This is a genomic window from Gilliamella apicola (genome assembly GCF_003202655.1).
In the GTDB taxonomy this organism is placed as follows: Bacteria; Pseudomonadota; Gammaproteobacteria; order Enterobacterales; family Orbaceae; genus Gilliamella; species Gilliamella apicola_R.
On sequence record NZ_QGLR01000009.1, the window covers coordinates 639,561 to 655,883 of the forward strand.

At 32.4% G+C, this 16,323-nt stretch carries 12 protein-coding genes; 10 read left to right on the plus strand and 2 right to left on the minus strand.

The genetic code is table 11. The features are described from left to right. The first annotated feature begins 18 nt into the window (after window positions 1-18). From DKK70_RS07615 to DKK70_RS07645, 7 genes are all read left to right on the plus strand, one after another. Window positions 19-1,389, plus strand: coding sequence for a PTS ascorbate transporter subunit IIC (locus DKK70_RS07615; RefSeq protein ID WP_110433432.1), 1,371 nt, complete (start codon window positions 19-21; stop codon window positions 1,387-1,389). Window positions 1,390-1,504: 115 nt separating this feature from the next. Then, on the plus strand, window positions 1,505-2,464 hold the full coding sequence (locus DKK70_RS07620) for a carbohydrate kinase family protein (protein WP_110433433.1): 960 nt from the start codon (window positions 1,505-1,507) through the stop codon (window positions 2,462-2,464). A 33-nt stretch (window positions 2,465-2,497) separates the two neighbouring features. Then, window positions 2,498-3,358, plus strand: a complete 861-nt coding sequence (gene fba / locus DKK70_RS07625; protein ID WP_110433434.1) for a class II fructose-1,6-bisphosphate aldolase — start codon at window positions 2,498-2,500, stop codon at window positions 3,356-3,358. 217 nt (window positions 3,359-3,575) lie between these two features. Further along, window positions 3,576-5,909, plus strand: a complete 2,334-nt coding sequence (locus tag DKK70_RS07630) for a TonB-dependent hemoglobin/transferrin/lactoferrin family receptor (protein ID WP_110433435.1) — start codon at window positions 3,576-3,578, stop codon at window positions 5,907-5,909. 505 nt (window positions 5,910-6,414) lie between these two features. Then, window positions 6,415-7,806 carry a hypothetical protein gene (locus tag DKK70_RS07635; RefSeq protein WP_110433436.1) on the plus strand — a complete coding sequence of 464 codons (1,392 nt, stop codon included), beginning with the start codon at window positions 6,415-6,417 and terminating at the stop codon, window positions 7,804-7,806. A 2-nt stretch (window positions 7,807-7,808) separates the two neighbouring features. Next, entirely contained in the window at window positions 7,809-8,837 is a 1,029-nt protein-coding gene (locus DKK70_RS07640) for an SPFH domain-containing protein (protein WP_110433437.1), read from the plus strand. Window positions 8,838-8,851: 14 nt separating this feature from the next. Then, window positions 8,852-9,094 (plus strand): hypothetical protein, encoded by a 243-nt coding sequence (locus tag DKK70_RS07645; protein WP_110433438.1) that lies wholly within the window; start codon window positions 8,852-8,854, stop codon window positions 9,092-9,094. Window positions 9,095-9,184: 90 nt separating this feature from the next. On the opposite strand, the gene DKK70_RS07650 is transcribed toward DKK70_RS07645, so the two are convergent. Further along, window positions 9,185-10,393, minus strand: a complete 1,209-nt coding sequence (locus DKK70_RS07650) for an MFS transporter (protein ID WP_110433439.1) — start codon at window positions 10,391-10,393, stop codon at window positions 9,185-9,187. Between the two features lie 134 nt (window positions 10,394-10,527). Here DKK70_RS07650 and DKK70_RS07655 point away from each other — a divergent pair, with 134 nt between their 5' ends. Next, window positions 10,528-11,415, plus strand: a complete 888-nt coding sequence (locus DKK70_RS07655) for a helix-turn-helix transcriptional regulator (protein ID WP_181415945.1) — start codon at window positions 10,528-10,530, stop codon at window positions 11,413-11,415. Between the two features lie 49 nt (window positions 11,416-11,464). On the opposite strand, the gene DKK70_RS07660 is transcribed toward DKK70_RS07655, so the two are convergent. After that, window positions 11,465-13,678: a TonB-dependent receptor gene (locus DKK70_RS07660; protein ID WP_181415946.1), complete on the minus strand. Its 2,214-nt coding sequence runs from the start codon at window positions 13,676-13,678 to the stop codon at window positions 11,465-11,467. Between the two features lie 821 nt (window positions 13,679-14,499). On the opposite strand from DKK70_RS07660, the gene DKK70_RS07665 reads away from it, so the two are divergent. Continuing rightward, window positions 14,500-14,820 (plus strand): carboxymuconolactone decarboxylase family protein, encoded by a 321-nt coding sequence (locus tag DKK70_RS07665; protein WP_110433442.1) that lies wholly within the window; start codon window positions 14,500-14,502, stop codon window positions 14,818-14,820. A 266-nt stretch (window positions 14,821-15,086) separates the two neighbouring features. Continuing rightward, window positions 15,087-16,169 (plus strand): hypothetical protein, encoded by a 1,083-nt coding sequence (locus DKK70_RS07670; protein ID WP_110433443.1) that lies wholly within the window; start codon window positions 15,087-15,089, stop codon window positions 16,167-16,169. Window positions 16,170-16,323: the final 154 nt, after the last annotated feature.

The window sequence follows — 16,323 nt, forward strand, 5'->3', positions numbered from 1 at the left end:
TTCAAAGGAGATATTATTATGCAGTTATTACTTTCATTTTTAACGGAAATTTTTAGTCAACCGGCTTTTTTAATGGGAATTATTGCCTTTGTTGGATTAGTTTGTTTGCGTTCTCCATTAAATAAACTCTTAACAGGAACTTTAAAACCTATTTTAGGTTATCTCATGTTGAGTGCCGGAGCGGGTGTTATTGTTAGCAACTTAAATCCATTGGGTAGCATTATTGAAGCAGGATTTGGTATTCGCGGTGTTATTCCTAATAATGAAGCAATAGTATCAGTAGCACAAAAAGTTTTAGGTGTTGAAACTATGAGTATTTTGTTACTCGGCTTTGTTATAAATTTAATTCTTGCTCGGTTTACTAAATATAAATATATCTTTTTAACTGGTCACCATTCATTCTTTCTTGCCTGCTTATTTTCAGCAGTTCTACGAGCCGCTACATTCGATGGTTGGGAACTCGTTATTATTGGTGGTTTTTTACTAGGTTCATGGTCAGCTATTTCCCCGGCAATTGGTCAAAATTATACCAAGCAAGTTACAGATGACGGCGGGATTGCCATGGGGCACTTTGGTTCAATTGGTTATTATTTATCTGGGTTTATTGCTAAAATAGTTGGCGATAAAAATAATTCATTTGCCGATACCGAAATCTCTGAAAAATGGGGATTTTTACGAGATACTACTGTGACAACAGGTATCATAATGGTAATCATATATTTAATTTGTAGCTTAGTTGCGGGTAGTGAATATATGTCTACTATCACAGAACAAAGCCCAATCATCTTTTCGATCCTAAGTGGTTTACAATTCGCGGTTGGTGTCGCCATTGTTTATAACGGTGTTAGATTAATTCTTGGTGATCTTGTTCCTGCCTTCCAAGGTATTAGCCAGAAACTTATCCCTAATTCAATACCAGCAGTAGACTGTGCTGTATTTTTTACCTTTAGCCCTACAGCTGTGGTCGTTGGTTTTATTTGTTCATTTATCGGTGGATTAGTAGGCATGTTCATTTTAGGTGGAATGGGTATGGCACTAATTATTCCTGGCATGGTGCCTCATTTCTTCTGTGGCGGTACTTCAGGTGTATTTGCTGACAAATTAGGTGGTAAACGTGGATGTATTATTGCATCGTTTATCGGTGGAATTTTATTAGCATTCTTACCAGCATTATTATTACCTACATTAGGCGATCTAGGTTTCCAAAATTCAACTTTTGCTGATTTTGACTTTGCCGTTTGGGGGATCATCATTGGTAAATTATTTAATATTTTCGGTCAAACTGCGATTTATGTTATCTGCTTAATTTTAATCATTGTTCTTTGTGCGCCATTCTTCTTTAAATCTATCAAAGTTGTTGGTGATTCCAGAAATGTAAACCAAGCATAATTTGAAACTTCATGGTCGAGTAATTTAATACTCAACCATGAATTAATAATTATTTACATGAATGAATCTTAGGAAAAACAATTTTTATAGTTAAATGATGAATTAAGGATTAATTATGACAATACTGACAATTGGATTTGCTTGTTATGATCAGTTTTATTTTACCACGAGTTATCCAAAGGAAAACAGTAAATCATTTGCTTATGATTTTTTTGAAAGTGGTGGTGGCCCATGTGCCAATGCTGCTTATTTATTGGGTTTATGGGGAGAAGATATTTACCATTTAGGACATTTACATGATGATATATATGGCAACAAAATTGTCTCTGAATTTAAACAAATAGGCGTGAAAACCGATCAAATTATCTTCTCAGATGAGATGATTACTCCACTCGCGGCTATTACCGTAAATAAAGAAAATGGCTCGCGAACGATTATTACGCGCAAATTAAATACTCCACCATTAATAACCACTACTGAAAAAATTAAATTAAATCAGTTTATTCAATATTTACAAGAGAATAAGCGTGATTTGGTTATTCTCATCGATGGGCATGAGCCAGAGTTAAGTGAATATGTCATTAAACAATTACCTAATGTCAAAGTTGTCATGGATGCTGGGTCGCTACGGGAAAGTAATCTTTATTTAGCCAAATATACGGATTATCTAGTTGCTAGTGAAAATTTTGCACTCGCTTATGCCAACATAGATGAATTTACAAATAAAAAGTCATTAGAGCTCGCATTGAAAAAATTAACATCAATAGCTAGAGGTTCGGCTTTTATAACATTAGGTGAAAAGGGATGTGCTTATATAGAAGATAAAAAAGTTAAAGTTATTCCTAGCTTTATATGTCAATCAATTGATACGACAGGTGCTGGCGACATATTCCATGGAGCGTTTGCCTATGGCGTGAGTTACGGTTGGAACATTGAAAAGATTATTTCATTTGCAAGTTTAACCGCAGCAATTTCGATTGAACGTAAAGGTGTCCGTAAAGCAATGCCTAATTTATCTGAAGTCAATAAAACACAACGCCGATTTGAAAGAAATTTAACTGAATATTTTAAATAACTAATTAATAAATATAGGATTAAGAGGTAGATTATGTTAGTTTCAATGAAAGACATGCTAAATAATGCTTATCATGAACATTATGCGGTAGGACAATTTAATATCAATAATTTGGAATGGGTAGCTACAGTTTTAAAAACAGCAAAAGAGAATCGATCGCCAGCAATTCTTGGTGTATCAGGTGGTACAATTAAGCATATGCTGGGCTTCAATACTATCCATGCTATTGTCAAAAATGCAATGGACTATTTAGATATTGATGTGCCCATTGCTTTACATTTAGATCATGGTCAAAGTTATGAATCCTGTTTCGCCGCAATTAATGCTGGATTCAGTTCAGTCATGTTTGATGGTTCGCATTTACCATTTGCAGAAAATCTCGAAATAACCAAACGTATAGTGGATTATGCGCACAAAAGAGGGGTTTCGGTAGAAGCTGAATTAGGAACTATAGCCGGAAGTGAAGATGGCATAGTTAATTCTCAAGTCATCTATGCCGACCCACATCAATGTTTAACCATGGTTAAAGAAACGAATGTGGATTGTTTAGCGGCGGCATTAGGCTCTACTCATGGTCTATATAAAGGAAAAGCTAAATTAGGATTTAATGAAATGCAGCATATTTCTAATTTAATAAATATACCATTAGTACTTCATGGCGGAACAGGGATTTGCGACGAAGATATGTTGCATGCAATTTCTCTAGGAACTGCCAAAATTAATGTTAATACTGAAAATATGTATACTTGGTGCGTTGCTGTAGGAAAATTATTTGCTGAACAAAAAGATCATGATATCAATGATCCTCGTAAGGTAATTAATCATGGATTAAATCCGGTAGCAGAAAAAATAACCGAAAGAATGAAATTATTTGGATCAGTTAATCGATATTAATTGTTCCTTTTATTTATCGAAAAATAAAGCCATCTATTATGATGGCTTTTTTATTAAAAATAATATTACAAATTAAAATAAACTTTATATTTTGCTGTTTATTTTTTGTTAAACGAAATATACTTGCCACCCCACACAAATAGTAATGATAATCATTATCATTACTATTTGTGTGGTTAATCTAAATTTAAATATGCATTTTATGAAGGATTGAGATATGGATTATAAAAAGGTGAGTGCCCTAATGCTCTTTATGAGTTTTTCTCTTCAAGCTACACCACAGCCTGAAGAGAATAAATTGACTAACAATATAGCTGATCAACAAAAAAATAATCAAAACAAAACTGTTAATGAAGATATTGAGGATGTAATCACTGTTATTGCGCGATCTTCATCACCAGATGAGTTAAAAAAAATTAATAGTGTGATCGCTGGTCGTTCTACACTGTCTTTAGGTATGATTGAGCAAAAGCAGGCAGATAATGTCGCGGAATTACTTAATACCTTACCTGGTGTAAGTTCGGCTGGTTCGATAAGACCGGGTGGGCAGACATTAAATATTTGGGGATTTGGTAAAGTTGAAGATGTCAAAATAATCGTTGATGGTGCTCAAAAAGGTTTCCAAAAATATCAACAAGGCTCAGTTTTTGTGGAGCCTGAACTACTGAAGCAAGTTGAAGTCAATAAAGGTCCACATGATGTTAAATTTGGTAATGGTGGATTTGGTGGTGTGGTTAAAATGGAGACTAAAGATGCTATTGATTTACTAGATCCAAATAGATATGTGGGGGGATTGCTTAAATATAGTTTTCATTCCAATAATCATCAAAATATGGAAACCGGTGCCGTCTACGGTCGAACTAAGAATAATTTTTTTGATGGTTTATTTTACTATACCAAACGAAATAGTGGTAATTTTAAACGTCCAGATGGTTCAAGATTTGTTTTTTCTGAAGATGATATGAAAAGCTACATGGGTAAGTTGAATATTAGGCCTAACGAAGAACACACTTTTACCTTATCTGGCATTCACTCAAAACGTGATTCCTGGCAACCGTGGGCGGCAAAGTATGTCGAAAAAATGATGCCGCCAACAGCAGCACAGATTAAAAAATATGGTTATAAAGCTGCATGGTTAAGGAAATTGGTAAAAAGATACCAAACGGATGACTCAGCACAATTTAAATGGAATTACCAACCCACTTATAACCCACTCATTGATTTAACACTACATACAACTTACTCCAAAACCAAACAAGATGATAAGCGTCCAGCTAAAAATAACCCGGTTGCCTCGTTAGGAACAATGGGCAACAAAAGTTGGGTTAGTTATACCGATAAAACGATTGAATTGGAAAATGTAAGTTTAATTAATATTGGTGATGTGAATAATGCCTTAAAGATTGGCGTACAAACTCATTTACATGATCGAGATACGCTAATGTATTATAAAAATTATGAGAAAAAACCAAATTATCATTATGGTTATTTTCAACCGGCGTATATGCCATCAGGTAAACAACAGACTTATAGTTTTTATGTGCAAGATGAAATTTCGGTAAGTAATTGGGTGTTAACACCAAGCTTCCGTTACGATTATGTGCGCAATCATGGTAAAAAGAATTACGCTTCCGCTTATAATGATCCTGATCCAAAATTTGGACATAATTATTCACCAGTGACATATAGTGGTTGGACACCAAGATTGGGTACTTATTGGCAAGCGACCAATAATATTGGTTTTTTCGGTGATATCAGTTACGCTTGGCAAGCTCCAACAGTAGATGAAAGCTATGAAGTGCAATTTACCCCTAAAAATGGTGGAAGTGGTAAGATCACTGCAACAAGCCGCAATTTAGATAAAGAACGTGATTTATCCATCCGCCTTGGTAATATTTTAGATTTTAATAATTTAGTATTGGATGATGATAAATTGCAGATTCGCGCTACACTCTTTAGACAACGAGTGACTAACGAAATATTTGTTACTCGTGGCTTTAATGGATCTATCTGCGGGCCAGGTAAACCATGCCCATTAGGCCAATCTAATTATCGAAATCTTCCTGGTAAATTAATTGTTAAAGGCTTTGAACTTGAAGCGTTTTACGATAGTAAATATTGGTTTTCAAGTGCGACATATTCTATGCAAAAAGGGGAGAGAGATACAGCCCCTCAAGCTCCTTGGATGCATAATAAAACCTATGTTGCAACTGTTGCTCCTCGAACGGCTACATTGACGACAGGTTTTAAAGTACCCCAATGGAATATAAGAGCTGGTTGGAATGCGCAATTTGTCCGAAAACAGGATAGAACAGGGCATGAAGATAGAAATCATGATGGGTTGCCTGATCTTGGCGCTTACGCTTTAGGTCCTTCATCTGGTTATTCGTTACATAACTTGTTTGCCAGTTGGCAACCTACTTTTTTACCAAAGGCAGAGGTAAAACTAGCTGTAGATAATTTATTTAATAAGGATTATCGACTCTATCTTGGTGAAAATACTTATGGATTGGCGCGCAACTTTAAAGCGAGTCTTTCATATCGATTTTAATATTTAAAATATTCCTAATTCTCGATAGTTATTCTATCTTTCCCAAATTTATTCTATGAGAATTAGGGAATATTGTCATTTATCTAAATAATCAATAATCGTTATTATTGGTGATAATTAATTTTTTAACGATTCTCTGGTAGTGATTTTTTTACCTAATGATAATTGCTGTCTATTATTTTCTCGATTTTATAGCATCATCAGCTTTGTTGTAGTGATATTTCATAAATTCAAAAAAACTAATTTTTCTTCGATATTCTTTGATACCCTATGTAGGCAATTCGCAACTTTGCCAAAAATACCTTTCAGATAAATGTCGTTTATAACAAAACCTTGTCAGTTTATGTCTTTAATCAATATAATAAAATAAAACTAATGTTAATCAATTAAATATTTAACTGAATTTTTTATCAAGAATTGTTTAATCTATTTTGTTTACTCATACAAAAGATTATAATATATGTTAATTTGATAATATGAAATGATATAAAATTAAGATTAGACAATGACTGTAAATATATTAACCATCAAATGTCCTCAATGTAGTAGCATTAAACATAGTTCATTAGGAAATGATAAATATAAGTGTGAAAGCTGTGGCGCTATTTATTTTATTGATAAAAATGAACAACATATTTATATTCATCAACAAAATCAATCTCAAGAAACACTTGAAGTAAACAAAATCACAAATTTCAAAATATTGGGTTTATTGGGTTGTCTAATTCCATTGGTTCTTGTTTTATATTTTTATCTCACTGAAAACAGCAACGATATTGATCCGGTTATTGAATCTGATAGTTATCAGTCAACTATTAGTTCATCAGAAATAAATAAGATTAAAAAAGAAGAATGGACACATAAAAATATCAAAATGTTTGTTGACAATGAAACACCATTTTTAATCATGGAAAGCAAATTACATGTAGAAGATCCAGACCTGTTTGCGCAATCAAAAGATCAATTTTTTATTAAGATTTTTGACTTCAATGCCAAACAATTTGTTAGTGAATTTAATGTGACTGATGACAATAATAAAAAAATATCCTATGAAATAAAAACTTGGGATCAAGATGAAATTTTATTACTTATTAATAATCAAAAACTTTATCAGTTGAACAAAAAAAATAAAACATTTCAAGATGTTGAACAGCGCTTTTTCACTAATCATACTGAGTTTTCACAAGGTTTGGCTAAAATAGAGTTCGTTAGACCACAATGGGGTAGCGGTTTGTATGTCTACACCAATAAAGGTAAACATTTTTATTACTATCCAATGATTGATAAACTTTATGATGAAGATGCATTTTATAATGCTAGGGATGGTTTTAAATCATTACCAGCAAATGCATCCACACGTATTAGTTATCAATTTGATTTAGAAAGTTATGATTATCCGGACGAGAATCATCAATTAATAAAATATGAGTATAAATATTTGCCTGGTTTTCCAAGAGAAGAACCAATGTTTCGTTGGAGAAAAATATATGATAATCCTTCAAATCAAGCAGTTGTTGTTATATATGAAAACACACCTTTTAAAAAACTGTTAATTCATCCAACGAAAAAAAATGATTCGCGAATTATAAAATATGCCGATTTTACCCCTGATCGTCTTTACTTTTTTCCAAAACTACTGACCTTTAATGACGATGCGGTTTTAATTGCTTTTACCACATCGCCAGTAAAAACAGAAAATTATATTGTCCAATTATTAAATGCAAAAAATACCGATATTATATTTAGTTACAACTTTCCATTTGAGTTTAAGCAATTAAATGCTGAAATAACTAAAGATCATATTTTATTAATGACAGAGGATCATTTTATTGGACTAAATCATGAAGGAAAACAAGATTTTCTTCTTGATATCCAATCGCTAAATAGTAGGGAATAATTATGCTCAAATTTTTCAAAAAACAATTAGCTTCCGTTATAGAGTGGAATGATAATTCAGTTGATATATTATGGTATCAATTTCCAACCATAAACAATAATCAGATTATCAATGCTAGTAAACTTATCGTAGCGCCTGGACAAGGGTGTATATTGGTATATGAAGGTAAGATTGCCGATGTAATTTTAGATGCAGGTATCTATAATTTACAAACTGATAATCATCCTTTTATTACTACTATTTTAAAAATAAGACAGTCTTTTAATAGTGAGCATAAATTATATCTCTATTTCTTTAAGACGACGGAAGTTGTTAATCAAGGATGGGGAACTGCATCTCCGGTTAAATATATTGATCCTGAGTATCAATTCCCCATTCAATTAAAAATGAATGGTAATTACTCGTTTTCAATTAATGATATTCGCAAGTTTTATCAGGAAATTATAGGGAATCGTCAACAGTATTCCGTCACAGAAGCAAAGGAACTTATTTCAAATCGTATAATTCAAGAAATAACCAGTGTACTGGCTGCAAATCAATATGCGTATCAAACAATTGATTCTCAACTTAGTCAAATTTCCCAGCTAGTAAAATCCCGTTTATATGATGATATCAATAAACTTGGTCTTAACTTGTGTGATTTTCGTATTTTAGCTTCAGAATTTGATAGTGAAACTGAAAATAGAATCGCCAAAATAGCCAATATTTCAGCAGATGTTATTGCTGCTTCAAAAGCGAATTTAAGTTATGTGGAAATGGAAAAATTGCAAGCTTTAAGAGATGCAGCAAAAAATGAAGGTGGTGTTGCTGGTTTAGGTGCTCAGTTTGTGGCAGGGGCAGAGTTGTCTAAAACCTACTCACAAACAATGACAAACACCGAACCTCAGCAAAATACTGCAACTAACCAATCATCAGAGCCGGATGATGATATATATAGCAAATTGACTAAATTAAAACAACTTTTAGATATTGGGGCTATAACCCAAGATGAATTCAATATGAAGAAAAAAGAATATATTGATAAGCTTTAATTAAGGAATAAAAAATGAAAACAATCTTAGCCAGCTTTTTTCTTGCTGCACTTTTTGCTTTTTCAATGGGCATAATATTATTGATATGGGATGTCAATATTTTTCAATATGTTAATCTATTAAAAATTCTCTTAACAATTTTAACTATTGTTGTTAGCGGTATTATTTTAACTCTTTTTTGGGCACTATTTTTTAATAACAGTTCTTCGGACTATAACAAGAATCTAGGCAATATCGCTCTACCGAAGAGAAAATAAATTGTGACTAATTGGTCTGTTTATTAAAATCAATTTTAAATAGAGTTAGTGTCGGTTATTATTTTTGCCAATAATAATCGACCTAATTTATTATTTATTATTTTTTATTAAGTGGATAACTATAATACTTATCAAAGCTAATAAAAATGCGGTTATGTAACTGAAATATTCTGCAACTGCCGCTGAAAGTGAGGATGCGATAATTTCGGAAAGTAATAGCGTGCTTTGAAAAATAGCATAATCTGTAGCTGATTGTTTGCCTTGTTTTGCATAGATCATCGTAATGGTATAAATACTAACATTTATAATGCCAATACCAATACCTAATATGGTCATCAGAATAATGATAATAATAGGATTAATAAAATTGGGTAGATAGTAAATGACACACCACAACATAATTAAACAAGATAATATACCAAAGCCTAATTTCAGTGTTTGATAAGGAGGCATGATTTTTAATAAATAGGATGCAATTATGCAACCGAACAGCATGGTAATATAACCACCAATACCGGTATAAATACCGATATCACCCACAGAAAATCCAACATCAAGTAAAATAAATTTAGTTATGGATAAGATTACAGCACCAGCAAAAGGAACTAGCAAAGCAATCAACAACATATGATAAGCGTTTTGTCTTTTAAAAAATTGGCTAATTTTTGCTCTTCGATTGTTTTGCAAATTACGCAATAAGTCAGGTTCTCTCCATATAATAAGCTGTATGATTGAAAATATGATAAGAGCTACTAAAATTAAGATACTATAGGTTTTTCCTAAATAATCATAACAAACTGTTACTCCAGCTCCACCAATAAGCATACCAGTAATATTGCCCATCACTTGAATACTATTTATCTGGCTAATAGTATTGTTTTGCGATAAATCAGCTGCCAGTCCATCAGTTGCAATATCGAGTGTTGCAGAAACGATACAAGATAAAATAATAACTAGAAGAAGATAAGTGGTAGTTTCTGCCGTAAAAGGGGTGAAGGCGATGATGGTTATAAGTATTGCTAATAAACATTGCATAGGTAGTAACCAACTTTTCCGATAGCCAATTTTAGCTATCCAGTGATTTTCAACAATAGGGGCCCATAAAAATTTAACGACCCATGGTAAACCAGCTAGCGGAATCATGGCTATCACTGCCAGTGAAACACCTGAATCTCGTAATAAGATAGGATAGGCGTCAAAAGCTAGTCCTACTGGAATTCCTTGTATAATATAGAGCTGAGCAATAATATATAAAAAATAGTTTTTTTGTTTATCTGCGGAGATGGTTTTATCGTCCATGTGGTGTTTTATAAGCTTCTATAATAAAAATATTATAAATTCTATGCTCCAAAGGATATTAGCTGATAAATGGTAGCTTTATTTTGTTGTAAACGCAAATGATATTTGTTATCGTTTATTTGTTTGGAGGATATATGCATTTAGATAAATTACCCAATAATAAAAAGAACAGTTCATTCATTGAGTTACAACCTGGTTTAGCGGTATGTGTGAATAGTGCCGATGATCTAAATGCCATCGATATCAGTAAAGCATTTCCTAGTAGTGATAAATGTTTATGTTTTAATTGTCAGTTGCAAGGTAAGTTGAGTATGCAAGTTAAAAATAGGAAACTTGTTACCCATAAAGGGGATTTGACTTTCGGCTTTGCTGATGGTGAGACATTCCATCTACAGCACTCTAAAGATTTTTGTAACGTTGAAGTTATGATAATGCCTGAATTATTGGATGTTTTACTTGGCGAAATGGATTTTCAATTTTCTAATTTGGATAAGAAAGTGAATTTTTTCCTGCATCATCATCCTATTCATCAAAATAGCAATGTATTATCTTGTGCTCGCGAGCTATTTTACTTGATGCAAAACACGGACCAGTCAAATCGATTATTAGTCTATGCCCATGTATTAAAATACTTAAATTGGTACTTCAAATCTTTTGATAATCATTTAGGACATCAAGAATTTACCCAATGGGAGTATAAACAATTTAATGATGCACGTGACTATTTAATCCGTGATTTAACCAATCCACCAACCATTGATTGGTTAGCTAAGCAGGTTGGTCTTAATCATAGCAAGTTAAAAAAAGGATTTAAGCAGATTTTTGGTAAAAGTATTTACGCCTATTATTTGACGGAAAGAATGAATAAAGCTAAACAATTATTAACCGAAAATAGTGTTACCGAAACAGCTATTATGTTGGGATATAGTAATATTAGTCATTTCAGTTCAGCATTTAGGAAACAGTTTGGTATGTTACCTAAAGAGATGCGCCGCCAGCATTCATATAATAATGTTAAATAGTGGCAGCACAGTTCAAAGCTAGTAATATTAGGTTGTTACATAATGCATGTTAATAGTTATAAATGAAACCAACGCCGATTGTTCTCCCTCTGCCTGGTGATCCAATGGTTGCATCTGGACCATCCGGATACATGGCAGGGATATAATATCCCCATATATCATAAGATTTATTGAGCAGATTATCGCCCCATACATAAAATTCAGCATTTTCAGTTTTAACGGCAACTCGAGCATCAAGTTTGTTATAAGCTTTCAAACCAAAATTATTTTGTACATCGGCTTTACGAGAGCCAATATAACGATCAGTTATTTGTGTTTCCAATGATATTCCTGAAGCTAAATTAAGCGGTATAGAGTGCAAAATGGTTAAGTTAGCATTCCAATGCGATGTATCCGGTACTTGGTTATGTTTTTTCACATGAGCTAAACTTTGGCTTGGAGTGCCGACGATTTTAGCATTGGTGTAACCTATGCCGCCGGTAAAGTCTAAGTTTCCAGGTGCTTTCCAAAAACCATCTAGCTCTACACCATAACTTCGAATATCATAATTTTCAACCACAGATACAAATGTTGCTGGATTGTAAGCCATTAAATGTTCACGTTTTGTATCGTTATAAAAGAGTGCGGTGTTTAGTCCGACGGTATTATTTTCAGTTTTTAATCCAATTTCATAAGTGTTTACATAAGCTGATTTATAGGCTTGGTCTGAATAACCCAATGTGGCAAAATCGGTCCCTTCATCATTAAAGCCACCTGTTTTATAACCTCTAGAATAGAGTCCATAAAGGGTGGCATTATCGTTGAGAAGATAGTTTAATCCGAGTCGACCAGTAGTATAATGATCAGTTATTTTTTGTTTATCAAATGCTAAAGTTGGCATCCCCGGCGCATTGTCGGTATAAATTGCGTTAGCTGACCATTTTGCTCGATAATTTTTCTTTTCGTAAGATTGACGAATGCCGGTTGTTAATTTCAATTTTTCGGTAAGAGGATAAGTAATTTCCCCAAACAGACCTACATTATCTGTCTCGAATTTTCTCTTAATATCTGCATTTAAAGGATTAGTAGGGTAAAAAACATCTATAACATCATAGGTGTTTCTATGTCGGTTATTAGTATAATAATTAACTCCTGCCACCCAAAATATAGATGCATCAGGTTTTGAAGAGATTCTAAATTCTTGATTGAAAAGATTCTCTTTAGTTAAAAACGACCAATTTGAAGGAGGAGATATACCTATTAAATGGTTATATAATTTACCTTCGTAAATCGGTGCTCGATTGTCATTTTTAGAGTAAGAATAACTTGTTATAGAACTTAAAACACTATTATCAAGTTGATGTTCAACTTTAAAATTAAAACGATAAATATTTTTGTCATTCTTATCGCTGCTATTAGGAATGTTAATTTTTGGATGGTGACCGTAAGGACGCATAACATACATATCATCCATACCCATTGCATCTTCTAATTCAGTAATAAATGAGATAGATGTGAGTTCTGAAGCTTCCCATAGCAATGAACCTCTAGCGATTTTATTTCTAAGAATACTCACTGGTTTATGATCATTAACATTTTCTAAAATACTATCTGCTTCATCATAACGGACAGCAAAACGGCCACTTAGCTGCTCGGTTAAAGGACCGCTGATGACACCTTCTGTTAATATTTGATGGTCTTGTCCTAATTCGGTTCTAAAAGTTGATTCAAAATAACTAGTTGGTTTTTTCGAAATAACATTGATGGCGCCAGCCTCACTATTTCGGCCAAATAGTGTTCCTTGTGGACCTTTTAATACTTCGACACGCTGAACATCAAGTAAATTTAAGGTCGTATTACTTCTTGATTGTGGCATCCCATCGACATTAATACTAACCGAACTGTCATCGCCACTCATTGGTAATACCGAACCGACGCCACGCATCCGTATCGATTTCGCCGCTCCCATATTACTAATTACTTGCACGCCCACAGTATCATTTAAAGCTTTTTCTAAAGTTGTTTCCCGTCGGTCAACCAGTTTTTTATCGTCAACAATATTAACCGTAAACGGAATATCCTTGGCAGACTCTTTTACATGCCTAGCGGTAACGATTAATTGTTCTACTTGATCACTATCGTCTTTTTTTTCAACTGTATCTGCCATAGCATTGAACGATAAACAGAAAATACCGGCCATTAACCACGGTGAATTAATAATAATTTTTTTCGAAGATATGGGGAGATTAGTTACTCTATCAATAAAAGCTAATTTGTATCTCATATATTTTTTCCTAAAACTACATATAAAAAGCATTCTGATATGCTCTATAAAGGTATAAACACTCTTTGACATTCCATTTAATTCATAACAATAGATAAATTTAAATAAGAATAATTATCATTTATAAAGTAAAGGTTTTACTAAAAAAGTTCTCCCCAGATCGGGTTAAAAAAGCCGTATCGGTTTTAAATTCGTTTAAATTTTATTTTTTTTTATTTAATAAATTAATTTTTAAGGAAAATAAATTTGAGACTCTTTAAATATTTAACAATATTCAGAATATTATTTAATTAATTCGTATTAGGTAATATTGTTAAATGAGTGATTTTTATTCTTTATAAATGGCGGATAGTGAATAATTTTGCTACTTAAATTTGCAATCAAATTGGTCGGGGAATAAGTTAGTTTGAGTTCTTGTGTTTTATCTGTCTATTTTTATGGAAATTAGAATATGGCCCGTCGTTATTTTCAATTTACTTGCAAGTGAAGGTAATTGCTAATATTTTTGTCTTGATAAAAAGATGAAAATTCTAACTATAGGTAGCGAGAATATATTTTAATTAATCCATAATATATTCAATAAATTAGATATTGATATTTAGGTAGAATAGGAAAAGTAGGCGATTAATGACTAAAAAAGAAAATAAACAAACTGTAATTAACTGAAAAGATTTATTGATAATAATAGTTTCCTTCAGTTATTTCTTTATTAGGATAATTATCCATTATGACTAAAAGAGAACTATACTATATTGAAATCTCCAAATTTGTTAGATTTTTAAATTGATTTTTTCATAACACAAAATAGAAGGAAAAAAATTATGAACAAAGTAACAGCGGGAAGAGATGTACTTGGCGAATTTGCACCTAAGTTTGCTGAGCTTAATGATGATGTATTATTTGGTGAAGTTTGGTCTCGAGAAAAAGAGCTCTCAGCAAGAGACAGAAGTTTAGTCACAGTTACGGCATTACTTGCCAGTGGTATCTTAGATAGTTCTTTACAATTTCATTTACAGACTGCAAAAAATAACGGCATCACGAAGCAAGAAATAGCAGAAGTTTTAACTCATGTAGCATTTTACGTTGGTTGGCCTAAAGCTTGGGCTGCGTTTCGTTTAGCAAAAGAGATTTGGCAAGATTAGCTTTTTACCACAGAATAACAAAGAAATTAGGAATTTATCTGAATAAGATAATTAAATCCATTTTTTAGACAAGATAGTGTAGATTGATATGTATTGAATAATACTCACATTTACACTATTACAGATCTGTTAAATTTGCAATAAAAGATTAAAATAATAAATAATATTTACTATTGAAATAATGTAATACCACAACCTAAACAATGCTGATACATTGATAAACCAACGAATAAGTGGATTGTGATCTAACAAACTAAGAACACAAAATGAGAGATAATTGCCAATTTATTACTACTAAATTTTATCGATATGACTGCATTCCCTATGGACAATCTGATTGTTATCGTCTTATTACCAATGAGGGAGTTTATTTTTTTTATAAAAACCAATTTATCGATGTAAGTGTCTTAGATAAATTAGATGAAGGCGATGTTATCCATATTGCTTCTCACGCACTTAATGATGGCACTTTTTGGCTCCACTGGTTGGTTTCATGCAAAGGGGACTTAGCTATTCGTAATAAATTACATTGTGCTATCCCTTATCCTTCTACGTTAATTTTACCATTTTTGATCTTGATTGGATTTTGGCTAGATCTTCAATTTATAACGCTATTTTTAGCTGCTGGGCTATTTCTAATTTTGATATGGTGTATTTGCTCAACGCTATTTCGTCTAATAAATTTGGTTTTACCTAAACAAATTTTTTTACGTCAACGATATTATAAATTAAAAAAAGGCGATCTTGGTTTTATGAAAACCCCGCTTTTAGAACATCGTAAAACCCTTAATTGTTCATCCACAGACTTACCTATATATGAAGGGATTGCGACTAATATAGATAGCCAATTAATTTATCGATCACAACGAAGGAAAATTTTATTTGATTTTAATGGTGTTCGACTATTTTTCGATGAACTTGCTTTAGATAATTATCATATACCGGTTGTTTATTCTTTTTGCCATCCGACGTTTATTGCATCAGGAGATAAACTCAGTTTAATATTTGAAAATAACAAAATACAAGGGATTATTAATCATACCGATGGTTCAAGTTATTTAATTCCTCATTGTAGTTGGATAAGTAAACAAAAAGCGAAAACGTTATTACGTAATTGGTATTTTTATACTATTTTTGCCCCATTTTTATTACTGATAATTATATATCCAATTAAAGAGTTTGATTTTATAATGAATGGTTTTTTATGGATAATATCCGGAGCACAAATTATTCCTTTACTTCTGTTACTATTTTATACGCTATTTTCATATCTTAATGATCGTTCCTATGCCAAACGGGTTTTAAGATGGTTATATCAAACCACAGGACATTGGCCGAAAGAGCTCTGAATTACAACAACTAAGCGAATATAATCAAGATGAATTAATCTAAAATTTTCAGCATGGTCTGGCATTATTCAAAAATTATCTACTTCATTTGTGCTAAGGTTGTAGCCGCATCTGTAAAGCGCTGTATATGAGCAAAATAATTCTTGAAAACAGT